The sequence below is a fragment of the Rhodococcus sp. EPR-147 genome (genome assembly GCF_001647185.1).
Taxonomy (GTDB): Bacteria; Actinomycetota; Actinomycetes; order Mycobacteriales; family Mycobacteriaceae; genus Rhodococcoides.
In genome coordinates, this window is record NZ_LVCU01000051.1 from 1 (window position 1) to 25,076 (window position 25,076).

28 protein-coding genes and 1 pseudogene are annotated in these 25,076 nt (G+C 64.7%); 13 read left to right on the forward strand and 16 right to left on the reverse strand.

Translation table 11 applies throughout. The annotated features are described in order from the left end of the window. Positions 1 to 39: 39 nt before the first annotated feature. On the reverse strand, positions 40 to 627 hold the full coding sequence (locus A2J02_RS02105; protein WP_068046134.1) for a type IV toxin-antitoxin system AbiEi family antitoxin domain-containing protein: 588 nt from the start codon (positions 625 to 627) through the stop codon (positions 40 to 42). Between the two features lie 110 nt (positions 628 to 737). Between A2J02_RS02105 and A2J02_RS02110 the strand changes: the two genes are divergently transcribed. Continuing rightward, entirely contained in the window at positions 738 to 1,484 is a 747-nt protein-coding gene (locus A2J02_RS02110) for an LmeA family phospholipid-binding protein (RefSeq protein ID WP_068046137.1), read from the forward strand. A 94-nt stretch (positions 1,485 to 1,578) separates the two neighbouring features. On the opposite strand, the gene deoC is transcribed toward A2J02_RS02110, so the two are convergent. Beyond that, positions 1,579 to 2,232 carry a deoxyribose-phosphate aldolase gene (gene deoC / locus A2J02_RS02115; protein WP_068046140.1) on the reverse strand — a complete coding sequence of 218 codons (654 nt, stop codon included), beginning with the start codon at positions 2,230 to 2,232 and terminating at the stop codon, positions 1,579 to 1,581. A 59-nt stretch (positions 2,233 to 2,291) separates the two neighbouring features. Between deoC and A2J02_RS02120 the strand changes: the two genes are divergently transcribed. Beyond that, positions 2,292 to 3,134 (forward strand): class I SAM-dependent methyltransferase, encoded by an 843-nt coding sequence (locus tag A2J02_RS02120; RefSeq protein ID WP_068046143.1) that lies wholly within the window; start codon positions 2,292 to 2,294, stop codon positions 3,132 to 3,134. 13 nt (positions 3,135 to 3,147) lie between these two features. Then, on the forward strand, positions 3,148 to 4,032 hold the full coding sequence (gene purU, locus A2J02_RS02125) for a formyltetrahydrofolate deformylase (protein ID WP_068046146.1): 885 nt from the start codon (positions 3,148 to 3,150) through the stop codon (positions 4,030 to 4,032). 3 nt (positions 4,033 to 4,035) lie between these two features. Here purU and A2J02_RS02130 read toward each other — a convergent pair whose 3' ends face one another. The 5 genes from A2J02_RS02130 to A2J02_RS02150 form a co-directional block, all read right to left on the reverse strand. Further along, positions 4,036 to 5,067 (reverse strand): alpha/beta fold hydrolase, encoded by a 1,032-nt coding sequence (locus tag A2J02_RS02130; protein WP_068046150.1) that lies wholly within the window; start codon positions 5,065 to 5,067, stop codon positions 4,036 to 4,038. 77 nt (positions 5,068 to 5,144) lie between these two features. Next, the gene (locus A2J02_RS02135; protein WP_068046153.1) at positions 5,145 to 5,438 is read right to left on the reverse strand and encodes a DUF2516 family protein; all 294 of its coding nucleotides are present in this window, start codon (positions 5,436 to 5,438) and stop codon (positions 5,145 to 5,147) included. A 67-nt stretch (positions 5,439 to 5,505) separates the two neighbouring features. Beyond that, the gene (locus tag A2J02_RS02140) at positions 5,506 to 6,294 is read right to left on the reverse strand and encodes a heparin-binding hemagglutinin (RefSeq protein ID WP_068046156.1); all 789 of its coding nucleotides are present in this window, start codon (positions 6,292 to 6,294) and stop codon (positions 5,506 to 5,508) included. Then, positions 6,287 to 6,754 carry a helix-turn-helix domain-containing protein gene (locus tag A2J02_RS02145; protein WP_052047273.1) on the reverse strand — a complete coding sequence of 156 codons (468 nt, stop codon included), beginning with the start codon at positions 6,752 to 6,754 and terminating at the stop codon, positions 6,287 to 6,289. The genes A2J02_RS02140 and A2J02_RS02145 overlap by 8 nt, the downstream gene beginning before the upstream one ends. A gap of 73 nt (positions 6,755 to 6,827) precedes the next feature. After that, the gene (locus A2J02_RS02150; RefSeq protein WP_068046160.1) at positions 6,828 to 8,102 is read right to left on the reverse strand and encodes a DUF445 domain-containing protein; all 1,275 of its coding nucleotides are present in this window, start codon (positions 8,100 to 8,102) and stop codon (positions 6,828 to 6,830) included. A gap of 73 nt (positions 8,103 to 8,175) precedes the next feature. On the opposite strand from A2J02_RS02150, the gene A2J02_RS02155 reads away from it, so the two are divergent. After that, positions 8,176 to 8,916, forward strand: a complete 741-nt coding sequence (locus tag A2J02_RS02155; RefSeq protein ID WP_068046163.1) for a TetR/AcrR family transcriptional regulator — start codon at positions 8,176 to 8,178, stop codon at positions 8,914 to 8,916. Here the strand turns inward: A2J02_RS02155 and A2J02_RS27545 are convergent. Further along, positions 8,913 to 9,089, reverse strand: coding sequence for a hypothetical protein (locus tag A2J02_RS27545; RefSeq protein ID WP_156516042.1), 177 nt, complete (start codon positions 9,087 to 9,089; stop codon positions 8,913 to 8,915). The two genes, A2J02_RS02155 and A2J02_RS27545, sit on opposite strands and share 4 nt — an antisense overlap. 62 nt (positions 9,090 to 9,151) lie before the next feature. On the opposite strand from A2J02_RS27545, the gene A2J02_RS02160 reads away from it, so the two are divergent. Continuing rightward, positions 9,152 to 9,697, forward strand: coding sequence for a type 1 glutamine amidotransferase domain-containing protein (locus tag A2J02_RS02160; RefSeq protein ID WP_068046166.1), 546 nt, complete (start codon positions 9,152 to 9,154; stop codon positions 9,695 to 9,697). Between the two features lie 16 nt (positions 9,698 to 9,713). After that, positions 9,714 to 10,703, forward strand: a complete 990-nt coding sequence (locus A2J02_RS02165; protein WP_068046169.1) for an iron-siderophore ABC transporter substrate-binding protein — start codon at positions 9,714 to 9,716, stop codon at positions 10,701 to 10,703. 24 nt (positions 10,704 to 10,727) lie between these two features. Here the strand turns inward: A2J02_RS02165 and A2J02_RS02170 are convergent, their stop codons facing one another. Then, positions 10,728 to 11,189 (reverse strand): PPOX class F420-dependent oxidoreductase, encoded by a 462-nt coding sequence (locus tag A2J02_RS02170; RefSeq protein ID WP_068046196.1) that lies wholly within the window; start codon positions 11,187 to 11,189, stop codon positions 10,728 to 10,730. 33 nt (positions 11,190 to 11,222) lie between these two features. Here A2J02_RS02170 and A2J02_RS02175 point away from each other — a divergent pair, with 33 nt between their 5' ends. Then, complete coding sequence (locus A2J02_RS02175; protein WP_068046172.1) at positions 11,223 to 12,080, forward strand: PPK2 family polyphosphate kinase; 858 nt, start codon at positions 11,223 to 11,225, stop codon at positions 12,078 to 12,080. Positions 12,081 to 12,159: 79 nt separating this feature from the next. On the opposite strand, the gene A2J02_RS02180 is transcribed toward A2J02_RS02175, so the two are convergent. The 4 genes from A2J02_RS02180 to aceA form a co-directional block, all read right to left on the reverse strand. Next, on the reverse strand, positions 12,160 to 13,200 hold the full coding sequence (locus A2J02_RS02180; protein ID WP_068046175.1) for an NAD(P)-dependent alcohol dehydrogenase: 1,041 nt from the start codon (positions 13,198 to 13,200) through the stop codon (positions 12,160 to 12,162). 96 nt (positions 13,201 to 13,296) lie between these two features. Further along, positions 13,297 to 13,572 (reverse strand): hypothetical protein, encoded by a 276-nt coding sequence (locus A2J02_RS02185; protein ID WP_068046176.1) that lies wholly within the window; start codon positions 13,570 to 13,572, stop codon positions 13,297 to 13,299. A 90-nt stretch (positions 13,573 to 13,662) separates the two neighbouring features. Then, complete coding sequence (locus A2J02_RS02190) at positions 13,663 to 14,538, reverse strand: 3-hydroxybutyryl-CoA dehydrogenase (protein ID WP_082898599.1); 876 nt, start codon at positions 14,536 to 14,538, stop codon at positions 13,663 to 13,665. A gap of 164 nt (positions 14,539 to 14,702) precedes the next feature. Further along, positions 14,703 to 15,992, reverse strand: coding sequence for an isocitrate lyase (aceA, locus tag A2J02_RS02195; protein ID WP_037186862.1), 1,290 nt, complete (start codon positions 15,990 to 15,992; stop codon positions 14,703 to 14,705). 531 nt (positions 15,993 to 16,523) lie between these two features. Here aceA and A2J02_RS02200 point away from each other — a divergent pair. After that, on the forward strand, positions 16,524 to 17,405 hold the full coding sequence (locus A2J02_RS02200; RefSeq protein WP_082898600.1) for a DUF559 domain-containing protein: 882 nt from the start codon (positions 16,524 to 16,526) through the stop codon (positions 17,403 to 17,405). A gap of 85 nt (positions 17,406 to 17,490) precedes the next feature. On the opposite strand, the gene A2J02_RS02205 is transcribed toward A2J02_RS02200, so the two are convergent. After that, positions 17,491 to 17,895, reverse strand: coding sequence for an SPW repeat domain-containing protein (locus tag A2J02_RS02205; protein WP_068046179.1), 405 nt, complete (start codon positions 17,893 to 17,895; stop codon positions 17,491 to 17,493). A gap of 147 nt (positions 17,896 to 18,042) precedes the next feature. Here A2J02_RS02205 and ramB point away from each other — a divergent pair, with 147 nt between their 5' ends. Next, the gene (gene ramB, locus A2J02_RS02210) at positions 18,043 to 19,455 is read left to right on the forward strand and encodes an acetate metabolism transcriptional regulator RamB (protein ID WP_068046182.1); all 1,413 of its coding nucleotides are present in this window, start codon (positions 18,043 to 18,045) and stop codon (positions 19,453 to 19,455) included. Positions 19,456 to 19,488: 33 nt separating this feature from the next. Beyond that, positions 19,489 to 20,271 (forward strand): LLM class flavin-dependent oxidoreductase, encoded by a 783-nt coding sequence (locus A2J02_RS02215; RefSeq protein WP_068046185.1) that lies wholly within the window; start codon positions 19,489 to 19,491, stop codon positions 20,269 to 20,271. Between the two features lie 6 nt (positions 20,272 to 20,277). Here the strand turns inward: A2J02_RS02215 and A2J02_RS02220 are convergent, their stop codons facing one another. After that, entirely contained in the window at positions 20,278 to 21,273 is a 996-nt protein-coding gene (locus tag A2J02_RS02220) for an MBL fold metallo-hydrolase (protein WP_231911397.1), read from the reverse strand. Between the two features lie 9 nt (positions 21,274 to 21,282). Beyond that, positions 21,283 to 22,605 (reverse strand): malate dehydrogenase (quinone), encoded by a 1,323-nt coding sequence (gene mqo / locus A2J02_RS02225; RefSeq protein ID WP_068046188.1) that lies wholly within the window; start codon positions 22,603 to 22,605, stop codon positions 21,283 to 21,285. Between the two features lie 70 nt (positions 22,606 to 22,675). Here mqo and A2J02_RS27550 point away from each other — a divergent pair, with 70 nt between their 5' ends. The 3 genes and pseudogenes from A2J02_RS27550 to A2J02_RS02240 form a co-directional block, all read left to right on the forward strand. Continuing rightward, on the forward strand, positions 22,676 to 23,338 hold the full coding sequence (locus A2J02_RS27550) for a TetR family transcriptional regulator (protein WP_068046191.1): 663 nt from the start codon (positions 22,676 to 22,678) through the stop codon (positions 23,336 to 23,338). Between the two features lie 97 nt (positions 23,339 to 23,435). After that, positions 23,436 to 24,875: a gamma-aminobutyraldehyde dehydrogenase gene (locus A2J02_RS02235; RefSeq protein ID WP_068046194.1), complete on the forward strand. Its 1,440-nt coding sequence runs from the start codon at positions 23,436 to 23,438 to the stop codon at positions 24,873 to 24,875. After that, a pseudogene (locus A2J02_RS02240) lies at positions 24,872 to 25,076 on the forward strand (primary-amine oxidase); the annotation flags it as partial. The gene A2J02_RS02235 and the pseudogene A2J02_RS02240, both read left to right, overlap by 4 nt.

The window sequence follows — 25,076 nt, forward strand, 5'->3', positions numbered from 1 at the left end:
GACCGCGCTGAGCGCGGTCAGTTGCACCCGATTTCGCGGCTAAGTGCAGGCGGACAGCGCCAGTTCGACGCGTTCGGCCACTCGATCGGTGCTGTTTCCGGCCTCGGTGTACAGCGTGTGCGGGTCGACGCGACCGATCGCGACGGCGTCGCACACCACCTCGTCGAGGGTGATCTGCGAGATGCCACCTGCGGCGAGGTCGAGCACCGTGCGCACCGGGGTGGTGAGGTTGAACGTGCCAGCCGATTCGACGTCCCGCGGCTCGAGCCGCAGACGGTGAACTGCCAGCCTGGTGTCGGTCAGTCGTAGGTCGCCGAATGCGCAGACGTGCACGAATTGCGGGTGAAGGTGCCCGAATCCGTGTAGCTCGGCCGCACTCTGGTGCGAGATCACGGCCTCGCCGCCGAACCAGGCGCACCACATGGCGAACACTTCGAGTTCACTGTGCGGCCACTGGCCGAGTCGGAACAGGTTGCGCTCGACGCGAGTCCACGTGTTCGTGGCCAGATTGACGCGCACCATCGCAGAATCGAAGCCGAGCTCACCGGCCTGCTCGGCGGTGAAATAGCCGTCCTGACGAGTGGCCAACGAGTGCAGTTCGTGCACGCTCGGTCCTGTCGTACCCATGACGCAAGAGTACGTCACAATGTGTTACAGGTCACAAACTTTGGTACCGGCTACACAGGTTCGGCGAGTTTCACAGAGCTTGCTCAGAATCATCGGGAAGACTGCCAGGAATGTCATCCACAGCCAGGCGCAGCACAGCACCGCTGATCGCAGTCTCCGTCGTTGTCGTCCTCCTCGTCGCCGTCATCGGCGGCGAGTTGTTCGTGCGTCAGCAGATCAAATCCTGCCTCGCCGGTCAGCTCGAATCCGAGCTCGGCAGCCAGGTCGAGGTCGGTCTCGGCTTGAAGCCGGTCCTGCTCTCACTGGTCGACAAGAAGGTCTCCTCGGTGACCGTCGACAGCAACGACGCACGCTTCGGACCCGCCGAGGGCATGGTCGTCCAGGCCGAGGCACGTGACCTGAATCTGACGCAGACCGCCGACTCCGGCGGCACCATCGGCAGCTCGAGTGCCGACATCTCGTGGTCCACCGACGGCATCACCCGCACCCTGCAGAGCCAGGGCATCGGCGCGATCGTCTCCGGCGTCACCTCGGACGCATCGGCGGGCACCCTCGACTTCGCCGTCGGCGCTCTGGCGAATCTGACCGTCAAGCCGGAGGTCGTGGACGGCAGGGTCGACGTCCAGACCGTCGACGCGTCGATCCTGGGCCTCGGCATTCCCACCGATCTGGTCGACTCGGTCGTCGGTGTGCTGACCGACAGTCTGCAGGCCTACCCGTTGGACATGGCTCCGACGTCGCTGACCGTCACCGACTCCGGCATCGAGCTCACCCTCGAAGGCGGGCAGTACACGATTCCGGTGACCCAGCAGGATCAGAGCCAGCCGACTCCCGAGGGTTGCTCGCTCGTCGCGTAACCCACGTGCGCGGAACCTCGTAGCCTGCTACGAGGCAGGAGTGGAGCCTGCGGAACAACCCGAAGGCGCAGCGTGCACATGCGACGCAGTCGCTCTAGTCCAGACCGTCCAGTACCGCGCGTGTTCCCGACAGTCCCAATCGTGTTGCGCCCGCGTCGATCATGGCCAGGGCGGCGTCCGTGGTGCGGATGCCGCCGCTGGCCTTGACGCCCAGTCGCCCGCCGACGGTCTCTGCCATCAATCGCACGGCCTCGACGCTCGCGCCGCCGGCCGGGTGGAATCCGGTGGACGTCTTGACGAAGTCGGCACCGGCCTTCTCGGCCGCGCGGCACACCTCGACGATCGCCTCGTCGGACAGTGCGGCCGATTCGATGATCACCTTCAGGACAGCGCTTCCGGCGATCCCTTCACGGACGGTGACGATGTCGGCCAGCACCGCGTTGTAGTCCCCCGCGATGGCCGCGCCGACGTCGATCACCATGTCGACCTCGTCGGCACCTTGCTGCACCGCGAGCCTGGCCTCGGATCCCTTGATCAACGAATGGTGCTTGCCCGACGGGAAACCCGCGACGACGGCGGTGAGCATTCCCTCGGCGCGAATCGGCAGCATCGAGGGCGATACGCACACCGCGAGCACTCCGAGTTCGCGACCTTCCTCGATGAGGGCGGCCACGTCGGCCTGCGTGGCTTCGGGCTTGAGCAGCGTGTGGTCGACCATTCCGGCGAGGGCGGCGCGGGTGAGTGTCATGCGGTCCAGCTTTTCACAGCTCTGCCATTCGTAACCCTGTCGGTCTACGATTTTCGGTCATGACCGCAGCCTCGCTCGCCGCCACCTTCAACGCCACCAGCAGGGAGTTCGACGGCCTGACGCCGCAGGTGTGGGGCCCGGCCGGGCAGTCGCTCGCCTTTGCGCTCGAATTGGCCACCGGGGACGCGGTTCTCGACGTCTGTTCCGGCACCGGGGCGTCGGCGATTCCCGCGGCGGCGGCTGTGGGCCCCGACGGTCTCGTGCATGCCATCGATCTGGCCGACGACCTGTTGGAGGTGGGCCGGGTGAAAGCCACCGCCCGTGCGCTGCGCAACATCGACTTCGTCCTCGCCGACGCCACCGAGTGGGAGCCGCCGTCGACGGTTCCCGATGCCGGCTACGACGCGTTGGCCTGTTCGTACGGCATCTTCTTTCTGCCCGATCCCGAGGGGGATTTCGCTCGTCTGGTGTCTCTGGTTCGTCCGGGCGGTCGCGTCGGGGTGACGGTGTGGCGCAAGGGTGCGATCGAGGCATTCGCGGGCACGTACTTCGAGGTGATCGGCGCGCATTCGCCGCCGAGCGAGCACGACGGGCCACTCGCGCAGGACGGTTACGACAAGCACCCGATCCGGCGGATGGAGACGGTGGACCTTCTGTCCGCATGGCTCACCGCGGCAGGCACCACCGATGTCGAGGTCGTGGAGCTGTCCAACCACGTTCCCGCGACGGAGTCGTTCGTGTGGGATCTCGTGCTGGGCAGCGCGATGCGGGGCGCGCTGACACCGTTCGACGAGGCGACCCGGACGCGGATCCGTGCCGAGTTCTCCGCGCTGCTGACCGAGCGTGGAATCGACTCGATCGATCTCGGGACACTGGTGGCAACCGGGGTGCGGACGCCCTGAGACAATCGGCGCTATGAGTTCTTCAGTATCCGAGGATCGCCGTTACGTTCTGTCGCTCGGTTGCCCCGACAAGACGGGCATCGTCGCCCGTATCTCGACCTTCCTCGCCGAGGTCGGTGGATGGATCGTCGAGGCCGCCTATCACGCCGATCCCGACACCGGCTGGTTCTTCACCCGGCAGGCCGTACGCGCGTCGTCCGTGGACATGAGCATCGAGGAGCTGCGCACACGTTTCGCCGAGGTGGCCGCCGAACTCGGCCCGGAAACCGAATGGACACTCCATGATTCGGGTGAGCCCAAGCGCGTGGTCCTGCTCGTCAGCAAGGAAGCGCACTGCTTGCACGACCTCCTCGGCCGCGCCGCGGGCGGCGAGCTGCCCGCTCAGATCTCCGCGGTGATCGGCAACCACAAGTCACTCGAGCCGATCGCTGCCGCACACGGCACACCGTTCCATCACGTCGAGTTCGCGAAGGATCCGGCCGAGCGCGGTCCTGCCTTCGAGGAGGTGCGGTCGCTGGTCGATTCCTACGACCCGCACGCGGTGGTGCTAGCACGGTTCATGCAGGTTCTTCCCGAGTCGCTGTGCGCGCACTGGGCAGGCCGGGCCATCAACATCCATCACAGCTTCCTGCCGTCGTTCGTCGGCGCTCGTCCGTACCACCAGGCATTCGCGCGGGGCGTGAAACTGATCGGTGCGACGTGCCACTACGTGACGGCCGAGCTCGACGCGGGTCCGATCATCGAGCAGGACGTCATCCGCGTCGATCATTCCGACGAGGTGGCCGACATGGTGCGTCAGGGCCGCGACATCGAGAAGCTGGTGCTCTCCCGTGGTCTGCGGTGGCACCTGGAGGATCGTGTCCTGGTGCACGGCCGCAAGACCGTGGTGTTCAGCTGAAATCTAGAGATTCCGGAGCCGAACCACTTCGGTGTTGAATTCGTCGATTGCCTCGACGGAGCTCATGTGTCCGATGCCGGGAATCACGATCAGTCTGCTCAGGTGATCGTGATCGTCCAGGGCGCGGGCGAGTTTGCGGGCGTGCACCGGTGGGGTCAAGCGATCGGCAGACCCGACGAGCACGCTGGTGGGAACGGACATGTTCGCCAGGGCCTCGCGGATGTCGAGGTCGGTGAGCGCTGCACCCCAGATACCGCGGGTGCGCGGGGCGCATTCGAGGACGATCTTCTCGCAGAACGCCACCTCGGCGGGTGTCGCTCCTGGTGCCATCGAGATGTACTTGATGGCTTGGCGCACCACCGGTGACGGCCGCAGCGGAAGTGCCGAGCTGAGCACGGCTTTGCCCACCGGGGTGGGGACCCGTGGAAAGCGTTGCGGCAGCGGGATGACGGTGGTTTCGCGGATCAGGGAGTCGGTCGCGGTGCTGGCGAGGAGCACAGCGCTGACGAGTCGATCGACCTGTTCGGGATAGTTGCCGGCCCAGGCCATGATGGACATGCCGCCCATGCTGTGTCCCACCATGACGGCCTTGTTGTCCTCGGCCACCGTGGCGGAAAGGATCGCGGAGAGGTCGTCGGCCAGCACGTCGGGGCTCAACGGTCGCGTCCCGACGTCGCTTCGACCGTGACCGCGCTGGTCGTAGGTGACGACGCGGTAGCGGCCGGCAAGGGCATTGATCTGTGGGTACCAGTAATCGGCCGAGCAGGTCCACCCGTGGCTGAAGACGATCGGTTCGGCATCGGCGTCCCCGTAGCTACGGACGTGCAGGTGCGCACCGTCGTCGGTGACCACCTCGGTGATGTGCGGCTCGAACGTGGGACGCTCGAGCAACTCGTCGGGCTGCACGTCGGTCGTCTTGGTGAACGAGTGCAGGCGACGCCGCCGAACGACGAAAGCTCCGACGGAGGCCGCCGCGGCCGCGCTGCCTATTCCGAGCAGCGCGCGTTCGATTACCTTGCGTGAAACCACTGACATTCCCCTCTACCTGTGTCCCCCCGAGCGGGTGCGGTAGAGGGTACGCCCACACAGAAGTGGGCGTCGATGCGACTTACCTACCAGCGGGGTCCGCGCTGGATGCTGTCGACCTTGGGACGGACGTCGACGAGATACACGCACACGGCGACGACGCCGATGATGCCCAGGAAGCCGATCACCCCCGAGACGAGAATGAGCAGTAGACCGATGAACAGAATGGCCAGCCATTTGGTCTTCGTCAGCTTGTCCACTGCCGGGAAGGCGTCGGGGCGCTGGCGCAGTGCGTGGAAGATCGCGAATCCTGCGCCCACCACTCCGAGGATCTGGAGAAAGGTCAGGATGTAGTAGCTGAAGCTGCCGGCGATGCTCACGTGCGCCAGTGTACGAGAAACGACCCCTGCGCCGCGCGGCGCAGGGGTCGTTTTCTTTACGAATGCTTTAGCGAGTGGTCTTCTTCGCCGGAGCCTTCTTGGCCGGAGCCGGTGCGGTCTTCTTGGCAGCCGGTGCCGGAGCCGTCTGCTTGGCCGGAGCCGGGGTCTTCTTGATCGGCGAGTTCGCGCTGCTGCGGGTCTTGGCCTCGACCTTGCCTGCCACGCCGCTCACCTTGTCCGAAGCCTCGACGGCCTTGTCCTTGGCCTCGTCGCCTGCTTCGTCGATGTTCTCGGCGAGCTCGTCGGCGGCCTCGGAGATCTCCTCGGCGCCTTCACGAACCTTGTCCGACGCGAGGCCGGCCAGAGCTGCGGCGCGCTCGCCGACTGCGCGGGTCTGCGAGGCAACGGTTCCGAGGGCCTGCTCGGTGAGGTCGACGACGTCGTTGGCTGCGGTGTTGGCGCGCTCGAGGCTCTCTTCGACGGCCGGGGTGCGGCGGATGCGCTCGACGGTCTCTTCGCCGCGCTCGGCGAGCGAGGTGTAGAGGTCGGAGGCGACCTTGAGGTATGCCTCGGCAACCTTGCGGAGCTCTTCGGGGGTGAAGCGCTCGCGCAGTTCGGCGATCTCGTCGGGAAGCTCTGCAGGCAGGTTCGCCAGCCGCTCGCGCAGGCTCTCGACGCCTTCGGTGACGTCCTCGGAGAGGTCGGCGATGCGGGCGTTGACCTCGCTGGTGCGGCTCTCGGCGCGCGAACGCACCTGAGCGACGACGTCCGCTACTGCCTGGACGACGGCGTCGCCCGCGCCGACGGCGGCGAAGATGGGGGTCTTGACGTTCTCGAAGTTCTTGGAATCAGACATCGGGTGTCTCCTGTTCGTCGGGTTCGGGCTCCTGCGTCGACTCGTTCTCACGACAGAACGAGTCGTATATCTCGATCAGCACTTGCTTCTGCCGTTCGGTGATGTGCTCATCGCCGAGCAGAGCTTCGCGCACCGGACCGTGGGGACGCGCTTCCAAGATCCCGGCCCGGACGTACAGCACCTCCGAGGAGACGCGCAGACCCTTGGCTATCTGCGCTAGCACTTCTGCGGACGGGTTGCGCAGTCCGCGTTCGATCTGGCTCAGGTAGGGGTTGCTCACTCCGGCTCGGCTGGCGAGTTGCCGCATCGATACCTGCGCGGCTTCCCGTTGCGACCGGATGTAGCTTCCGATGTCCTGAGCTGCAGTCGTCACGACTGCGGCGACAAGATCCCCCGCCTCGGCGACGACCTGCGTCGCCTCGGTCGCCTTGGCGACCAGATCCCCCTCGTCATCGGCCATCTCGGCCTCCTGTTTTCGGTGTCCTACTGGACGGTACCGAAGGGTGCTAACTATTGCAAGCACTCTGCTAGCACTAGTGTCCGAAGATGAGATCCGAGACCGTGTAGATGGCCAGTCCGGCGATGGATCCGACGACGGTTCCGTTGATTCGAATGAACTGCAGATCGCGTCCGACCTGCAGTTCGATCTTCTTGCTCGCTTCCTCGGCGTCCCACCGAGCGACGGTGTCACCGATGATCGTGGTGATCTCGTCGGCATAGTTCGCGGCGATGTAGCTCGCTCCGCCGAGCAGCCAACCGTCGACCTTGCCGCGCAGCTCCTCGTCGTCGCGGAGCCGCACGCCGAGGTTGACGGTGTTCTCCTTGATCTTGGTGCGCAGCGTGCTCGTCGGATCGTCGACCGACTCGGTGATCAGCCGCTTGGCCACCTTCCAGGTCGCTGCCGCGAGCCCGGTGATCTCCTCGCGGCCCATGATCTGCGCCTTGAGCTTCTCCGCCTTCTCGATGGTCGTCGGGTCGTGCTGCAGATCGTTGGCGTAGTCGACCAAGAATTTGTTGGCGGCCAGACGCACGTCGTGCTCGGGGTTGGACCTGATCTTCCAGGTGAACTCGACGAGTTCCTTGTAGACCTTCTCCCCCAGCAACGTGTCGACGAACTTCGGCGACCAGTTCGGCGAGTCCCGCGCCACGACGCGATCGATCATCTCCTGGCTGCCCAGCGCCCATTGGTGAGCGCGTTCGGCGAGCATGTCGATCAACGGCAGCTGACGGTTCTCGCGGAGCAACTCGTCGAGGATCCGGCCGATGGGCGGGCCCCACTGAGGATCGGCGAGACGCCGCACGATGGTGCTGTCGATGACGGCGGTGATGTCCTCGTCGTTGAGCACGTCGACGACGCCGTGCAACACGGTCGCCGCCTCGGCCGCGACGCGTTCGGCGTTGTCGGGCTGAGCGAGCCAGGTACCCAGCCGCAACGGAACCTGCGCCGACGCGACCTTCTCGGACACCACCTCGGGAGCGAGGAAATTGCTACCGACGAACGAGCTCAGGCTCGCGCCCAGCTGGTCCTTCTTCTTCTTGATCAGAGCCGTGTGCGGGATCGGAATACCGAGCGGGTGCTTGAACAGTGCCGTCACCGCGAACCAGTCCGCGAGTGCGCCGACCATGCCCGCTTCCGACGCAGCGCGGACGTAGCCGACCCAGGCACCTGCACCCGTCGACTCCTGCCACCGGCAGAAGAGGTAGACGATCGACGCGAAGACGAGAAAGCCCGTCGCGACTGTTTTCATCTTGCGGAGGTCGCGACGCTTGGTCTCGTCGTCGAAGTTCATGAGCTGCACAACCGACATTGTGCCCAGAATCTCGGCAGACCAACCGGACGCAGCCTGCAGTGGTGTCGGACAAGGCGCATAGGGTGGGGTTGTGGCGAGAAATACGACGGAGGCAAAGCTGGACGAGTCCGAGCCGAGCGAGGACAAGCCGAAGGTCGAGAAGCCGGACGGCCGAAAACGTCGGTGGCGTGAGCACAAGATCGCCCGCCGCGAAGAGCTCGTCGACGGCACGTTGGCCGCGATCCGGTTGCGCGGCCGCGAGATCGGGATGGACGAGATCGCGTCGGAGATCGGTATCTCCAAGACGGTGCTCTACCGCTATTTCACCGACAAGAACGATCTGACGAGCGCCACCATGTCTCGGTACGTCGAGACCACGCTTGCTCCGCGCATCTACTCGGCGATCGCCCACGAACTCGACGAGTACGAGCTCACCCGCATCGTCGTGACCGCCTATGTCGAGACGGTGGCCACCGATCCCGAGGTCTACCTCTACGTCATGGCGAACAACGCCGGCAACAACCGCGATGTCGTCGCCGAGTCCGAGCGGATGATCGCCGAGTTGCTCTCCACGGTGCTCGGTGAACGCCTACGGCAACGCGAAATGGATTCCGGTGGTTCGGTGCCGTGGGCCTTCGCCATCGTCGGCGCGGTCCAGTTGGCCACGCACTGGTGGATCTCCAACAAGTCGATGTCCGCAGACGATTTGATCGACTACCTCTGCATGATGATGTGGGGCGGAATCCACGGGGTCGCGATGGCCGACGGCTCCCCCGCAAAATTCAAGTCACAGCCACATCCGTTGGTCGACGAGGAGCCGAACACGCCTTAGCGCTCGTCGTACCCGTCGTCGTCCACGGGCACTTCTGCTCGTTGATCCAGCACGTCACGGGCGTCGGCCTCGATGGGCAGATCATCTGCGTTCGGCTCGTCCGGCTCGTCCGCGATCGGGAGATTCTGTTCGACGCGATCCTCGGTCGGGGTTTCGATGGGTGAGTCGCTCATGTCTCCATTCGTACCATCGCTCGTCAGTTTGAGATCAGGCCCGGTCGGACATCCGAGAGGGTATGACTACCGAAACATTGACCGGACGCCGCATCGCGATTCTCGCCACCGACGGCGTCGAGCAAGTCGAGCTGGTGCAGCCCCGCGAAGCAGTCGAAAATGCCGGGGCCTCAGTCACATTGGTCTCGCTCGACCACGGCGACATCCAAGCCATGAAGGGTGACGTCAATGCCGCAGACACCTTCACCGTCGACAGCGTCGTCGCCGACGTCTCGGCCGACGACTTCGACGCGCTGATCCTGCCCGGCGGAACCACCAACCCCGATCAACTTCGCGTCGACGCGGATGCCGTGGAGTTCGTCCGCTCGTTCGTACAAGCCCGCAAGCCCGTCGGCGTCATTTGCCACGGGGCCTGGACACTCGTCGAAGCCGACGTTCTGAAGGGCCGGACATTGACGTCCTACCCGAGCATCCGAACCGACATTCGCAACGCCGGTGGCACGGTCGTCGACGAGGAAGTGGTCGTCGACGGCAATCTGATCTCGAGCCGAAACCCGGACGACCTGCCTGCCTTCTGCGCGAAGATCGTGGAGCATTTCAGCGCTTGATAGGTTAGCGTGCCCTATGCGCATCTCTCGTTCTTTGGCCCTGCCTGCGGCAGTCCTGGCCCTCGCTCTCACCCTGACCGCATGCAGCTCCGACGCCGGCGACGGCGACAGCGCCGATTCCTCCGAGGTCGGCGGTGTCGTCGTCACCGACATGTTCGGCGACGTCGAAGTCCCTGCGAACCCGCAGCGAGTGGTCGCACTCGGTTGGTCCGATGCCGAAACTGCGCTCGCCCTCGGTGTACAACCCGTCGGAGCCAGTGACTGGCTCGGCGTCGGCGGCAACGGCCTCGGTCCATGGGTCGACGAGTCCTACGACACCGACCCCACGATCGTCGGCACCTTCGACGTGAACATGGAATCGGTGGCGGCTTTGGAACCGGACCTGATTCTGTGGACGCGCAGCACCAACGACAAGGCCGTCTACGACGACCTGTCCGACATCGCGCCGACCGTCGCGGCACCTCCGGGAACCGACGTCGCCTACGGCACCACCTGGGACGGGCAGACCGAGATCGTCGCGCAGGCACTGGGCAAGGTCGACGAGGGCAAGCAGCTCGTCGACGACACCAGGGCATTGTTCGACAACACCATCGCGGCCAACCCCGAATTCGCCGACAAGACCGTTGCCGTCGGCACTCTCTACAGCGGACAGGTCGGTGCCTACGTCCGCGGCGACACCCGCGTCGACTTCCTCGAATCACTCGGCCTGACCAACACTCCGGCCGTCCAGGACCGCGCCGAACCCGGAGCGTTCAGCATCGAACTGTCCGAGGAGAACATCTCCGCACTGGACGCCGACCTCACCGTCATGTTCCCCATCGGCACCGGACCCGAGGTGATCACCGACAACCCGTCGATCCAGGGCCTGCCGTCGGCACGGGACGGACGCCTCGTGGTCCTCGGTGACACCGACCTGTCCAACGCATTCTCGGCCGCCTCGGTCGCAGGCACCCGATACGCACTGGAAAACGCGGTGCCACTGTTCGCGGCACCACTGAAGGGCTAGATCACACCCTCCCCGGCGGGCTTGTCACACTCTTCCCGGGGGAAATCCACCCGCGGCGATCGGGCCCCAGGTGTCGATCACGATGCGTATCAACGACTTTCCCTGCTTCACCATCGCCGCGCGGTACTCGTCCCAGTCCGAGTGCTCGCCGGCGATGCTGCGGAAGTACTCAACCAGAGGCTCGACGGCGTCGGGAAGATCGATGATTTCGGCGGTGCCGTCGACCTGGACGTAGTCGCCGTTCCAGTCATCACTGTGCACCAGCACCGTGACGGCGGAATTGCGGCGGATGTTGTGCACCTTCGCGCGCTCGGGGTACGTGGCGATGACGATGCGGCCTTCCGAGTCCACTCCGGCCGAGACCGGGGAGACCTGCAGACCGTCGTCGCGCTTACGGGTGATCAGGGTGTGGTGGTGCCGCGGAGATACGAATTCGAGCAGTTGCTCACGCGACACGGTTTCTGCTTTTGCAATGGTAGGGGCCATGAATCCCATGGTAGAGAAGTAGTCTTCTCGGCTATGGCCGACAAGTCGAAACTGTGGACTCTTTCTCCCGTCGATGTGCTGCGGGCCAGTTCCTCTCCCCGTGTGGAGGACATCGATTTCACGGCAACTCCGGGTTTCGACGGCGCGAAGGCGCACGGCAACGACGTGCTCGAACAGCGCGGTGCAGTGCTGGCAGCGCTGCAGGAGAAGCTCTATGCCCACGGTCGCGCGGGCGGAACCAAGTCGGTTCTGCTGGTGCTGCAGGGCATGGACACCGCGGGCAAGGGCGGCATGGTCAAGCACGTCATCGGGATGGTCGATCCGCAGGGCGTCGACCTCGCCTCGTTCGGGGTGCCGACTCAGGAAGAGAAGCAGCACCACTACCTGTGGCGCATCCGCAAGGCACTTCCGCGGGCCGGCCGGATCGGGGTGTTCGATCGGTCCCACTACGAGGACGTTCTCGTCGTCGCGGTTCACGATCTGGTGCCGCGGCAGGTGTGGGAGAAGCGGTTCGACGAGATCAACGCCTTCGAGAAGGATTTGGTCGACGAGGACACCGTCGTGGTCAAGGTGGCCTTGTTCGTCTCGGCCGACGAGCAGAAGAAGCGACTGCAGGAGCGACTCGACCGACCCGAGAAGCACTGGAAGTACAACCCGGGCGACGTCACCGAGCGTGGTTTTCTACCGCAGTACCGGGCGGCGTATCAGCGGGTTCTCGATCGCACGGACTTCGATCATGCGCCCTGGTACGTCGTCCCCGCCGACCGCAAGTGGTACAGCCGCTTGGCCGTCACGGAAATTTTGATCGACACGTTGGAGAAGCTCGACCTCGATTGGCCCGCTGCGGATTTCGACGTCGAGCACGAGAAGAAGCGACTGGCCGAGAGCTGAACCCACTTCGAAGACGTGAATGGTCCATCGACCCCCGTCTGGGCAGGTCGATGGACCATTCACTCGTCCAAGGTGACAGTTACAGCGTGGCTGCGTCGATCACGAAGCGGTAGCGCACGTCGGACTTGATGACGCGGTCGTAGGCCTCGTTGATCTTCTCGGCCGGGATGACCTCGATCTCGGCACCGATGTGGTGCTCGGCGCAGAAGTCCAGCATTTCCTGGGTCTCGGCGATGCCGCCGACCATGGATCCTGCGAACGAACGACGGTTGGCCAGCAGGTTGAAGGCGGGCACCTCGAGCGGCTTCTCGGGAACGCCGAGTTCGACGAGGGTGCCGTTGCGGGCGAGCAGTCCGAGGTACTTGCCCATGGGCAGGTTCGCCGAGACGGTGTTGAGGATCAGGTCGAACTTGCCCTGCAGATCCTTCAGCGCCGTGGTGTCCTTGGTTGCGTAGTACTCGTCGGCACCGTAGGCCTTGCCGTCGGCCTCTTTGGCGTCGGTCTGGCTCAGGACGGTGACGTGGGCACCCATGGCGTGGGCGATCTTGACGCCGATGTGTCCAAGGCCGCCCATACCGATGATGGCGACCTTCTTGTCGGGGCCGGCTCCCCAGTGCTTGAGCGGCGAGTACAGCGTGATGCCTGCACACAGCAGAGGCGCGGCGACATCGAGCTCGACGCCTTCCGGGATGCCGAGGACGAACTTCTCCGTCACGACGATCTGGGTGGAGTAGCCGCCGTGGGTGAACTCGCCCTCGTAGGTCTCCGAGTTGTAGGTCTGTACGACGCCCTTGGTGCAGTACTGCTCGTCGCCGTCCTTGCACGCCTCGCACTCGCCACAGGAGTCGACGAAGCAGCCGACGCCGACGCGGTCGCCCACCTTGCGGGTGGTCACCTCGGAGCCGACCTCGGCCACGATGCCTGCGATCTCGTGCCCGGGAACGACGGGGTACGTGGTGCCGCCCCACTCGTTACGGGCGGTGTGGATGTCGGAGTGGCAGATGCCCGCGAACTTGACGTCGATGAGGATGTCGTTCGGTCCGACGGCGCGCCGCTCGATCGTCGCCTTCTCGAGCGGGGCGTCCGGAGCGGTGGCCTGGTAAGCGGTAGCTGAAGTCATATCTATATTGCTACCTACGCATCAGTGCGAGCGCAAGGCAGCTACCGCCTCGACCAGGCTATTCCTGCTCTAAACGAGTCGTTCGCAACAGTAACGTCAGCTGTTCTTGGCGATATTGATGCCGAGCCACCCAACGTACGCCACCAGACCGACCAGTCCGATCTTACGCGTCCCGGGGTATGCGATCGCCGCGCCGACGGCCAATTCGGTGGCTCCGTTGCGACTGATCCAGGTTCGAGTGTCCTTGGGGAACGGGAGCTTGGTGATTCCCTCGAACGCCTCCGGCACCACGAAGTGGGCGGCACCGGTCGCGGCCAACCCGATCCCGAATGCCTTGGGAACCACACCGTTCGACTTCGTGGACTTGCTCACTGACACGCTCCTGTGATCGAAGTGACTGCGTTCGCAGACCGACAATAGCGCTCCGATGACCGACGCGGGGCAACCCGCCCGCTGCGGGGTCTACTTTGCGATCCGGCCGTTCTCGTAGCGGTAGAACCCGGCTCCGGCCTTCTTGCCCACGTGCCCCGATTCGACCATGTGCAGCAGCAGCGGGGGTGCCAGGAAGAGAGGTTCTCCGAACTCCGAATACATGGCGTCGGCAATGGCTTTGACCGTGTCGAGTCCCACGAGATCGGCGAGTGCGAGCGGCCCCATCGGGTGCGCCAGACCGAGCACCGTCGCCTTGTCCACGTCTTCCCTGGTGGCGAATCCGGATTCGACCATGCGAATCGCAGAGAGCAGATACGGCACGAGCAACGCGTTGACGACGAAGCCCGAGCGATCGGCCGAGCGCACTACCTGTTTACCGAGAACGTCGCCTGCGAAGCGCTCGGCGCGGTCGGCCACTGCCGGTGCGGTCAGGTCGGTGGTGACGAGTTCGACGAGTGGCAGTACCGGGACCGGGTTGAAGAAGTGCAGACCGACGACGCGGCCGGGTGCCGTCGTCGCGGCTCCCAGGCTGACGATGGGAATGGAGGAGGTGTTCGAGGCGATGACGGCGTCGGGGTCGGTCACCACCGAGTCGAGCTCGGCGAAGATGTCGGCTTTGATCTTCTCGTCTTCGAGTACTGCTTCGACAACGAGTTGGCGATCGCCGAAGTCGGCGAGGTCGGAGGTGAATCGCAGCCTGGCCGCGGCGTGTTCTCGCTCGCGTTCGGTGATCTTGCCGCTGCTCACTCCGCGGTCGAGGGACCTCAGGATGCGGGTGCGTCCGGCACTGGTCAGTTCGCGGGTCTGTTCGTGGACCAACACGTCGACATGGGCGCGGGCACACACCTCGGCTATTCCTGCCCCCATCTGCCCCGCTCCGACGATCCCCACCCTCTCGACCGTCACAGCAAACTCCTAGCGAATAATGTTGCAGCACAACAGCATAAGGCGATATGAGGGTAACTCTTGCCGGGCACGCCCAAGGCCTTCGTGGTACAGAACAGGCGGCCCGCAACGAAAGTTGCGGACCGCCCGACTAGTGCGCTGAAGGTTCGGAGAGGCGGGCTAGCTCAGTGGAACTGGCCTTCTTCGGTGGAGCCCTTCAGTGCTGCCGTCGAGGTGTTGGGGTCGACGGTGGTGGCGATGCGGTCGAAGTAGCCGGCACCGACCTCACGCTGGTGCTTGATGGCGGTGAAGCCGCGCTCTTCGGCTGCCTTGAACTCGCGCTCCTGCAGGTCGACGAATGCGGTCATGCCTTCGCGGGCGTAGCCGTGTGCCAGGTCGAACATGCCGTAGTTGAGCGAGTGGAAGCCGGCCAGGGTGATGAACTGGAACTTGAAGCCCATGGCTCCGAGTTCCTTCTGGAACTTGGCGATGGTCGCGTCGTCCAGGTGCGCCTTCCAGTTGAACGAAGGCGAGCAGTTGTAGGCGAGCAGCTGGTCCGGGAACTCGCTGCGAACCGACTCGGAGAACTTCTTGGCGACCTCGAGATCCGGCACGCCGGTCTCCATCCAGATGAGGTCTGCGTACGGGGCGTAGGCCTTCGCACGGGCGATGCAGGGCTCGATGCCGTTCTTGACGCCGAAGAAGCCTTCTGCGGTGCGGGTTCCGTCGAGGAACTCACGGTCACGCTCGTCGACGTCGGAGGTGATCAGCGTGGCTGCCTCGGCGTCGGTGCGGGCGATGATGACCGACGGGACGTCGGCGACGTCGGACGCGAGGCGTGCCGAGGTCAGGGTACGGATGTGCTGCTGGGTGGGGATCAGAACCTTGCCGCCGAGGTGGCCGCACTTCTTCTCCGATGCGAGCTGGTCCTCCCAGTGCACGCCTGCGGCGCCGGCCACGATCATGGCCTTCTGCAGCTCGTAGGCGTTCAGCGCGCCACCGAAGCCGGCTTCGGCGTCGGCGACGATCGGGGCGACCCAGTTCTTGACGGAGGTGTCGCCTTCGATCTTGGCGATCTCGTCGGCACGCAAGAGCGCGTTGTTGATGCGACGGACGACCGAGGGGACCGAGTTGGCCGGGTAGAGGCTCTGGTCCGGGTAGGTGTGGCCCGAGAGGTTTGCGTCGCCTGCGACCTGCCAGCCGGAGAGGTAGATCGCCTGGAGGCCGGCGCGAATCTGCTGCACGGCCTGGTTGCCGGTGAGGGCACCGAGCGAGTTGATGTAGTCCTCGTTGTTGACAAGGTCCCACAGGATCTCGCTGCCGCGGCGAGCGAGGGTCGCTTCTTCGACGACGGTGCCCTGGAGGTCGGAGACCTGCTGTGCGGTGAAGTTACGGGTGACGCCCTTCCAGCGGGGGTTGGTGTCCCAATCCTGCTGGATCTCGGCGATGGTCTTCGGGGTGCCGGTGGTCGACATCTTCAGCTCCAGTCTCTTCGGCTTCTCGGCCTGCCTCGAGACGAATCTTCACATCGTTGCCAGGCCCTTCTGGTGTACTCCAAAACAATGGCACAACCGAAAACATGCGTCTACCAGTTGTTAGTGCCAATCTTGGCTAGCTTTCCCGAGCACCTTGCTAATGTTGCGAATTTTTGGTCGGCGCAAACCTCTCGGATCGGACGGCATGGTTACTCGCCAGTAGCGATGAAACCCCAGTTGATGAACGCAATGAACAAAAACTCATACAGGACGCTTGTACGGTTTGGCGCAGCCGTCTGAATCGAGTCAGAAACAGACGCTGCTGTGACCGACATCACAGTACTCCGATCTCAAAATGTGGACATGCATGGGGTGCTCCACTCGACGCCTTTGCCTCGGGAATGACGCCGCCGACGCCCCCGAGTGGAGCGCAACGTGCACTCATCCACAGCCACGCAGCTATCCACAGGGCATTCCATTCCCCCAGGTCGAGCTTCGGGGGACATCTGCACCATCCCCGACGCTGCAAACATGACACCCGACGCAGGCTCCACTCCCACACCCCAGGGTCATTCCGCAGGCTCCACTCCCGGCCCCGCCACCTTTCAGCAGCTCCCGGCCTCCGGACTCCACCCCAGCACCGTCTCGCGACGCTTCACCCGTGTTCTGCCGACGGTCCACATGCGCGGGGAACCGTCGACGATGGATCGATGTCGGGCCGTTTCGCTGTGGCGACCGGACGCCGTGCTCAGTCACCGGTCGGCCGCATACCTACGGGGCTGGACGACCGAACCGACCACCCTCGACGCCACGGTCCCTCGCTCCGCGAGGTTGCGGCCACCGCCCTGGCTTCGGCTACATCGTCGGGCACTCGATTCCAGGCTCGTCGACGAGGTCGAGACCCTGCCGTGCACCACGCCCGCACAGACGATTCTCGATTGCCTGGCGGTACTCCCCCGCGCCGAGGCCGAGTTGCTGATCGACGAACGCCTGAAGTTCGGACTCGACCCCGCGTCGTTGCTCCGCCTGCTCGAACGATTCCCGGGTCGACGCGGCAACGCAGAGTTGGCTCGCCAAGTTCGGCTGGCAGTGACCAGATTCGCCTCGGAACCGGAGCGGGCGTTGGGACGCGCGCTGCACCGGATCGGGCTGTACCTGGAGATGAATGCGGCAGTCGGTCCGTACATCTGCGACCTCGTCGGCCGTCGCAGCCGCACGATCATCGAAGTGGACGGACGCGAATTCCACAGTGCAGCTGGGGTATTCAGCAAGGATCGGCGCAGGCAGAACGCGCTGGTGCTCGATCGCTGGCTGGTGCTGCGGTACTCGGCATTCGACGTACTGGCCGCACCGGACGTCATCGCCGGCGAGATTGCGTCGGTGATCCGACGACGTCGGGAATCGAGGCGATGACTGCACAGAATGCTCCACTCCCGGAGCCGTGCACGACATTCATCGCACATACCCCCGGAAGTGGAGCACCAGTTGCAGAGAAGGCTCAGATACGGACGCCGCTGCGCTCGTCACTGGACGCAACCACTCGCGACGTGGTCGGTGTCCGACGCGACGAGAGCACCCCGAGCGCACCCATCGCGGCGATCACGAGTCCGCCGATGATGGCGAACAGGTCAGCAGCCAGCAATCCGGACGGGAACACCATCAGCGCGGGCGAGACCGCGAGCAGCAGGCCGAGGCCGACGTGGGTCCAGTGGCTTTGCCTCGACGACGATCCGATGGCCCACAGCGCGGTCGATGCAGCGAGAATGCCGAGCACCAGGATGGCTCCGGTGACTTCCTGGTCGCCCTGGACGGGAAGCCAGACGGTGGATGCGACGAGTACGGCTCCGGTGACGAATACGACGACGTCCCTGAAAATTTCCGATGTGCGTTGACGGTTGGACATGACCGCTCCTCGTGGTGCGTGGTGAATAGCTCGTATACCGGTATACGCCTTTACTTCGGCTAATGTTCCCGATGAACGCCGAATTGTGATCCAGCAGCTAGTTGCCAATACTGTTAAGGCAATTCTTCGCAGGCGTAGCCTGGCGATATGTCCAAAACCTTCGTCGGCGTGCGGCTTCGGCAGCTCCGCAGCGAACGCAGCATGAGTCAGGTGTCACTGGCGCAGAAGCTGGGAATCTCGGCCAGCTACCTCAACCAGATCGAGCACGACGTGCGTCCACTGACGGTGCCGGTGCTGCTGCGGATCTCCGAGGTGTTCGGCGTCGACACGTCGTTCTTCTCCTCCGAGGACGACACCAGACTGGTTGCCGAACTCCGTGAGGTCGCGCTCGATCAGGACATGGGGATCGACGCCGACGCGCACGAGATCGCGCAGATGGTCAGCTCGCACCCGCAGCTGGCGCGGGCGATGGTCAACATGCACCGCCGATACCGCAATACGACGGCTCAGCTGTTGGCCGCTACCGAGGAGCGTTTCTCGGACGGCAGTGGCAGCGGTTCCATCAGCAAGCCGCACGAGGAAGTGCGCGACTACTTCTATCAGCGGCAGAACTATCTGCACGAACTGGACACTGCGGCAGAGGCTCTGACCTCGAGGATCCGGTTCCATCGCGCCGATATCGGTGGCGAGATCGCCAAGCGGCTGCGGACGGTCCACGACGTGCAGATCGTCAATCGGATCGACCTCGGCGAGAACGTGCTGCACCGATTCGATCCCCAGACGCGAGTACTGGAGATTTCACCGCATCTCTCCGGCGGGCAGAAGGTGTTCAAGTACGCCGCCGAACTCGCGTATCTCGAATGCGGGGACCTGCTGCAGAAGATGGCCGACGAAGGCAATTTCACCAGTGAGTCGTCGAAGAAGTTGGCGGTGCTGGGCTTCGCGAACTACTTCGCGGCCGCGACGGTGTTGCCGTATCACCAGTTCCATGACGTGGCCGAGGATTTCCGGTACGACATCGAGCGGCTCTCGGCCTTCTTCTCGGTCAGCTACGAGACCATCTGCCATCGACTCTCCACCTTGCAGAGACCCGAGTTGCGGGGTGTGCCGTTCTCGTTCGTGCGCGTCGACCGCGCCGGGAACATGTCGAAGCGTCAGTCCGCCACAGGTTTTCACTTCTCGTCCAGCGGCGGCACATGCCCGCTGTGGAATGTGTACGAGACGTTCGCGTATCCGGGCAAGATCATGACGCAGATCGCCGAGATGCCCGACGGCCGCAGTTACCTGTGGATCGCGCGGACCGTGGAGCGACGCGCCGCACGATACGGTCAGCCCGGCAAGACCTTCGCCATCGGCCTCGGTTGCGAACTGCGACACGCTGGACGGCTGGTGTACGCGGACGGTCTGGACGTGCAGGGTTCGGCAGCGGCAACACCGATCGGAGCGGGCTGTCGGGTGTGCGAGCGATCGAACTGCCCGCAACGCGCATTCCCGCCACTGGGTAAGGACCTCGACATCGACGAGCACCGGAGTTCCGTGTCCCCCTACCTCGTTCGCTGAGAATACGTTCGCTGAGAAGAAAGGAAGACTGCAATGACACGAATCGGCGTCGTACTCAGACCCGAACTTGCGCCGGAGGATCTCATCGAGGCGGCACGTGCAGCCGACCGCGCAGGCGTCGACGAGGTGTGGATATGGGAAGACTGTTTCTACTCCGGCGGACTGACTACCGCTGCACTGGTTCTCGCGAACACCGAACGCCTGAACGTCGGCATCGGGGTGCTACCCACTCCGATGCGGAACGTGGCAGCCACCGCCATGGAGATCGCCACCGTCGCCCGAGTCCATCCGGGACGACTCCGCGTCGGGCTCGGGCACGGTGTGCAGTCGTGGATGGGCCAGATCGGGGCGCGCGTGCAGTCGCCACTGACGTTGCTGAGCGAGCAGATGACAGCGCTCACCGCACTGTTGGCGGGCGAGAGCGTCACCGTGCAGGGTCGGTACGTCTCACTCGACAACGTGCAGCTCAATTGGCCTCCGCTGCAACCGCCGCCGCTGCTCGTCGGTGCGACGGGGCCGAAGACTCTCGCCCTGAGCGGCCGCACCGCTGTGGGAACCATCCTCACGAGCGAGACGTCACCGGATCAGGTGCGAACGGCCATCGGGCACATCGACGGCGGACCCGCCCACGACGTGGTGGTCTACGTGGCCGCGGGCTCCGATGCCGCGGCGAGCAACCTGCAACGCTGGATCGATGCCGGTGCCACCACCCTCGTACTGGAACCCTCTGAGGCCGAACCGGATCCGACCACATTGTTCGCACACGCGGCATCGTTGACACAGCAGTTCGGTGCGCCGGAGCCGCACTCGCGATGAGCACACCTAGTGCTCTCGCAAGTACCTCCCCGCGTCCGCGAACGCCAGTGCTCGACGCGTCAGCGTGGGTGGTGCAGGCGGCTCACCTCGCCACAGGCGGTAGAGGGTGCTCATACTCAGGATGAGTCGTTCGTGTGAGTCCCAGTGCGCATACTGCCCGAATTCGCTTGACTTGAGCAGGTTCTGGGCGGCTTCGGTGGGCGCGAGTCCAGCGTCGAAGCAGCTGCGCCCGGCCTCGGACACCCAGGTCCAGTAGTTGCGGAGGGCGCGAATTTCGGCGGTGCCGCACAGGGGTCCGTGGCCCGGGACGTAGACGGCGGCATCGAGCTCGAGGAGGTGGTCGAGGGCGTCGATCCAGTTCTGCAGTGGACCGTGCCAGAGCACCGGGGTGGCGTCGATGAACAACAGGTCGCCGGCGAACACCACTCCGACGTCGGGTACGTGTGCGATGAGGTCGCCTTCGGTGTGCGCCGGGCCCAGGTAGCGCAGGTGCACGGATCGTCCTGCCACATCGATGGTCTCGTTGGTCTCGAAGGTGTGGTCCGGCAGCCGCGGCAGAGCGCCGGGGAAGGTGGCGTCACCGCGGACCCGGTTCATGTAAGAGCCCATTGCACCGACCGGTCCCGGCAACCAGCCGATCTTCGCACCGAGAGAGGCGAACGCGTGCACACCTTTCGGAGGTGTTTCCTCCCTCATGGCGTGCAGTGAAGCGGCACTGGTGGTGATGCGAGCCGTGGCGGGGACGGTGTCGTTTCCCCACCAGTGATCACCGTCGGAGTGGGTGTTGAGCACTTCGGTGATCGGCGCGTCGGCCACCAGCTCGGCGGTGTCGGCAACGACGCGTTCTGCCCAGTTCACGTCCCACACCGTGTCGATCAGCATCGACGCAGAACCCGGCCCCACGATCAATCCGGTATTCGTCTGGCCCCAGCTTCCGGGCGGCCGCATGAATGCCCAGGTGTCGTCGGCGATCTGTCGGTACCCCACCTCTGTGTCTGCCACCGCCACAGGCTAGCCGGTGAGCAGCTCGTTCAGGTGGGAGTCCCACCGTCGTTCCGGGAAGCACCGAGTCAACAGCTCGATCAAGATGGGCACAGCAGTGGATGCACCGGGAGACGCGCCGAGCACGGCGGCGATCGTACCGTCCTTCGAGGCAACCACTTCGGTGCCGAATTGCAGTGCACCGTCCTTCACGATCTGGGCGCGCTGCCCGGCGTCGGCGATGGACCAGTCCGCCGAATCGGCGCGCGGCAGAAACTCACGGAGCGCAGCGATCTTCCTGCTCCGCGTCGCGGTCAACTCGGAGAACAGCAACCCGATCAACGGAGTGTTGCTGCGCGCCATCGACAGCAGCGAGCCGATGTTGTCCGCGTTGACCGAGCGCGGAAGGTCCATCAGGGATCCGTGTTTCAGAAACTTCGGGTTCGCCCCGGCGAACGGCCCGAACAGAACCGATCGCCGCCCGTCGACGATTCGAGTGTCCAGGTGCGGCACCGACATCGGCGGAGCTCCGATGGGCGGAGTGCCGTACACCTTGGCGTCGTGCCTATCGACCAGCTCGGGTCGATCACAGCACAGGAACTGCCCGCTGATCGGCAGCAGTCCGTAGCCTCGCGCCTCGGGAACTCCGGCTCGGCGCAGCAGCTTCAGAGCCCAGCCACCGGCTCCAACGAACACGAAGCGAGCACGCTCCAGCGGTCGACCACCGCGCACGTCGAGTCGCCAGGATCCATCTGTGTCCTGCGTCAATCCTCGCACTTCACGGCCGGTCTCGACGCTCGCGCCTGCGGCAGACATGGCGTCGAACAGCTGCCGCGTCGCTGAGCCGAAGTCGACGTCGGTACCCGTCGCATCTCGGGTCGCCGCCCACGTCCCCGTCCTGCCCTCTGCCACCAGCGGTGCCCATTGCCGAAGCACCGCAGCGTCTTCGGTGTACTCCATTGCCTCGAACAGTGGGTGCGCACGCAACGCCCTGTGCCGTGCGCGCAGGAACCTAACGTTCTCGGCACCCCGTACGAGCGTCATGTGCGGCACCGGGCGCACGAAGTCCGCCTGGGGCAGCGTCGACCAGAAACGCCGGGTGGTCGCGAACTGCTCGGCGATCCCCACGGCTCGATCGATGTCGACCGACCCGTCGGATCGCAGTGTCGTGTAGTTGGTCTCGCACAGACCGGCATGACCGGTGCCGGCGTTGTTACATCCGTCGGATGCTTCGGCTGCCACCCGAGGCAATCGCTCGAGTACTCGGATGGACCAACTCGGTTCCAGTCTTTGCAGCAGCGTTCCCAAAGTCGCGCTCATGATTCCGCCGCCGACGAGGATGACGTCGTCCATCTCCAGCCCCTTTCTCGTACTAAGTACAAGTCACGCTAGCACCGACTCGTACAGCTGTATAGTTCTGCCGATGCCCCGCCTGACCAGGATTGCCGTCGTCGACGCCGCGCTGGACGTCGCGTACCGCCGCGGATTGGACTCGCTCACCATCCGCAAGATCGCCACCGAACTGGGCGTGTCCCCCATGGCGATCTACTGGCACGTCGAGAACAAGGACGAGCTACTGGACGCCATGGGCGACCGCGTCTGCCAGGACATCGAGATCACCGCGGATCCCACCGCTGCGTGGTGGGACCAACTGCGAACCGTGCACGAGGACTTCATGCGCGCCCTACGCGCACACCCGGGAGCCGCGACCATCGTGGTACCCCGAATGCTGTTCTCTCCGAATAGCAGAGCGGCGATGGAACTGAGCCTGAAACTCCTGCGGGAGGCCGGTTTCTCCGTTCCCGACGCCACCCAGCTCGCTCGCCAGGGTGTTCGGGTCGCCATTTCTCTGATCACGGAACCGTTGTTCACCGGCGTCGAGGTCGAGCCGGAGCGTCGGGCACACGTCGAGCACGAGGTGGCGTCGACGATGGAATCACTCGATCCGGACGAGTTCCCGAACATCCTCGCTGCCGCCCCGCATCTGGGCGATGCCACGGCTAGAGCGGCGTTCGAGAAACTCGGTCTCGATACCTTCATCGCGGGCGTCAGAGCTCTGGCGAGACAGACCGACATTCCGTCCTGATTCGAGACAACGCATTGGACATCTTGTCGGGTGGCGAAGTCTCGTCCGTAGGTGCAGGCTTTGCAGAACCGAAACAGTCGACGCTAGGGGTTCAGTGATGACGGTGCCTGTCCTGCAGAACTACATCGACGGGGCATTCGTGACGCCCTCGGGCACCGAGATGCTCGATGTGGTGAATCCGGTGGACGAGTCGGTTGTCGCCCACTCCCCCGTGTCCGACGCCGCCGATGTGGAGGCCGCGATGTCGGCCGCTGCCAGCGCGTTCGAGACCTGGGGCAAGACGACGCCGGGCGAACGGCAGAAGGTGCTGCTGAAGCTGGCCGACGCCATCGAAGCGCACAGCGACGAGATCGTCGAGGCGCAGAGCCGCAACACCGGCCAGCCCAAGGCCACCATCGCCGCCGAGGAAGTCACCGTCGGTGCCGATCAGATTCGATTCTTCGCAGGCGCGGCCCGGATGCTCGAGGGCAAGTCGGCGGGCGAGTACATGGACGGCTTCACCTCCTATGTTCGACGCGAACCGATCGGTGTCGTCGGCCAGGTGACGCCGTGGAACTACCCGTTCATGATGGCGATCTGGAAGATCGGTCCAGCGCTGGCCGCCGGAAACACCATCGTGCTCAAGCCAAGTGACACCACCCCCGAGAGCACGTTGGTACTGGCGAAGCTGTCCAAGGGCATTGTTCCGGACGGGGTGTTCAACGTCGTTCTCGGCAACGGCGGCACCGGAGCCGCGATCGTCGAACACAAGACTCCAGGACTGGTCTCGATCACCGGATCTGTCCGCGCCGGCATCGCGGTGGCCGTGGCCGCCGCCAAGCAGCTCAAGCGGGCCCACCTCGAATTGGGCGGTAAGGCACCGGCAATCGTGTTCGACGATGTCGACATCAGCAAGGCCGCGGACGGAATTGCCGAGGCCGCGTTCTTCAACGCCGGCCAGGATTGTACCGCCGTCACCCGCGTACTGGTGCACGAGTCGGTACACGCCGCACTCGTCGATGCCCTTGTCGCCAAGGCGAAGACGCTGAAGGTGGGCCTGCCCGACGACCCCGACACCTTCCTCGGCCCACTGAACAACGTCAACCACTTCGGTCAGGTGAGCGCAAAGGTCGACGGCATCGGCGCTCATGCCACCGTCGTCACCGGCGGCAAGCGCATCGGCGACAAGGGCTTCTTCTTCGAGCCCACCATCATCACCGGCGTGCAACAGTCCGATCCCATCGTGCAGGAGGAGACCTTCGGCCCGGTGCTCACGGTGCAGAGGTTCACCGACGAGGCGGAGGCCATCGCGCTCGCCAACGACGTCGATTTCGGGCTCGCATCGAGCGTCTGGACCTCCGATCACGGACGCACACTGCGCATCTCGGCGGCCCTGGACTTCGGTGCCGTCTGGGTCAACTGCCACATTCCGCTGGTGGCGGAGATGCCGCACGGTGGATTCAAGTACTCCGGCTACGGCAAGGACCTCTCGGCGTACGGCGTCGAGGACTACACCCGCATCAAGCACGTCATGAGCTCGACGGAGACCATCGCATGACCTCACCGCAGAGCACCTTCCACCCACTCGATCCCCTGTCCAGCGACGAATTCACCACCGTGGCCGAGGTTCTCGGCCGCGATCACGGCGTCGGCGACGGTTGGCGTTACGCCTCGATCGAGATGATCGAACCCGCGAAGTCCGAGATCGCCGCGTTCGACGCAGACGGAACAGTGCCTGCGCGTCGAGCTGTCTCGGTGG

What these genes read in the sequence shown, in the direction of transcription:
- A2J02_RS02180 (WP_068046175.1), bottom strand. Translation starts at nt 13,200, where the DNA reads ATGACTTCAGCTACCGCTTACCAGGCCACCGCTCCGGACGCCCCGCTC.
- A2J02_RS02170 (WP_068046196.1), bottom strand. Translation starts at nt 11,189, where the DNA reads ATGGCCCCTACCATTGCAAAAGCAGAAACCGTGTCGCGTGAGCAACTG.
- A2J02_RS02235 (WP_068046194.1), top strand. Translation starts at nt 23,436, where the DNA reads ATGACGGTGCCTGTCCTGCAGAACTACATCGACGGGGCATTCGTGACG.
- A2J02_RS27550 (WP_068046191.1), top strand. Translation starts at nt 22,676, where the DNA reads ATGCCCCGCCTGACCAGGATTGCCGTCGTCGACGCCGCGCTGGACGTC.
- A2J02_RS02205 (WP_068046179.1), bottom strand. Translation starts at nt 17,895, where the DNA reads ATGTCCAACCGTCAACGCACATCGGAAATTTTCAGGGACGTCGTCGTA.
- A2J02_RS02105 (WP_068046134.1), bottom strand. Translation starts at nt 627, where the DNA reads ATGGGTACGACAGGACCGAGCGTGCACGAACTGCACTCGTTGGCCACT.
- A2J02_RS02150 (WP_068046160.1), bottom strand. Translation starts at nt 8,102, where the DNA reads ATGTCGGTTGTGCAGCTCATGAACTTCGACGACGAGACCAAGCGTCGC.
- ramB (WP_068046182.1), top strand. Translation starts at nt 18,043, where the DNA reads ATGTCCAAAACCTTCGTCGGCGTGCGGCTTCGGCAGCTCCGCAGCGAA.
- aceA (WP_037186862.1), bottom strand. Translation starts at nt 15,992, where the DNA reads ATGTCGACCACCGGCACCCCGAAGACCATCGCCGAGATCCAGCAGGAT.
- A2J02_RS02200 (WP_082898600.1), top strand. Translation starts at nt 16,524, where the DNA reads ATGACACCCGACGCAGGCTCCACTCCCACACCCCAGGGTCATTCCGCA.
- A2J02_RS02130 (WP_068046150.1), bottom strand. Translation starts at nt 5,067, where the DNA reads ATGTCAGTGGTTTCACGCAAGGTAATCGAACGCGCGCTGCTCGGAATA.
- A2J02_RS02120 (WP_068046143.1), top strand. Translation starts at nt 2,292, where the DNA reads ATGACCGCAGCCTCGCTCGCCGCCACCTTCAACGCCACCAGCAGGGAG.
- A2J02_RS02160 (WP_068046166.1), top strand. Translation starts at nt 9,152, where the DNA reads ATGACTACCGAAACATTGACCGGACGCCGCATCGCGATTCTCGCCACC.
- A2J02_RS27545 (WP_156516042.1), bottom strand. Translation starts at nt 9,089, where the DNA reads ATGAGCGACTCACCCATCGAAACCCCGACCGAGGATCGCGTCGAACAG.
- mqo (WP_068046188.1), bottom strand. Translation starts at nt 22,605, where the DNA reads ATGGACGACGTCATCCTCGTCGGCGGCGGAATCATGAGCGCGACTTTG.
- A2J02_RS02140 (WP_068046156.1), bottom strand. Translation starts at nt 6,294, where the DNA reads ATGTCTGATTCCAAGAACTTCGAGAACGTCAAGACCCCCATCTTCGCC.
- deoC (WP_068046140.1), bottom strand. Translation starts at nt 2,232, where the DNA reads ATGACACTCACCCGCGCCGCCCTCGCCGGAATGGTCGACCACACGCTG.
- A2J02_RS02215 (WP_068046185.1), top strand. Translation starts at nt 19,489, where the DNA reads ATGACACGAATCGGCGTCGTACTCAGACCCGAACTTGCGCCGGAGGAT.
- A2J02_RS02165 (WP_068046169.1), top strand. Translation starts at nt 9,714, where the DNA reads ATGCGCATCTCTCGTTCTTTGGCCCTGCCTGCGGCAGTCCTGGCCCTC.
- A2J02_RS02145 (WP_052047273.1), bottom strand. Translation starts at nt 6,754, where the DNA reads ATGGCCGATGACGAGGGGGATCTGGTCGCCAAGGCGACCGAGGCGACG.
- A2J02_RS02175 (WP_068046172.1), top strand. Translation starts at nt 11,223, where the DNA reads ATGGCCGACAAGTCGAAACTGTGGACTCTTTCTCCCGTCGATGTGCTG.
- purU (WP_068046146.1), top strand. Translation starts at nt 3,148, where the DNA reads ATGAGTTCTTCAGTATCCGAGGATCGCCGTTACGTTCTGTCGCTCGGT.
- A2J02_RS02110 (WP_068046137.1), top strand. Translation starts at nt 738, where the DNA reads ATGTCATCCACAGCCAGGCGCAGCACAGCACCGCTGATCGCAGTCTCC.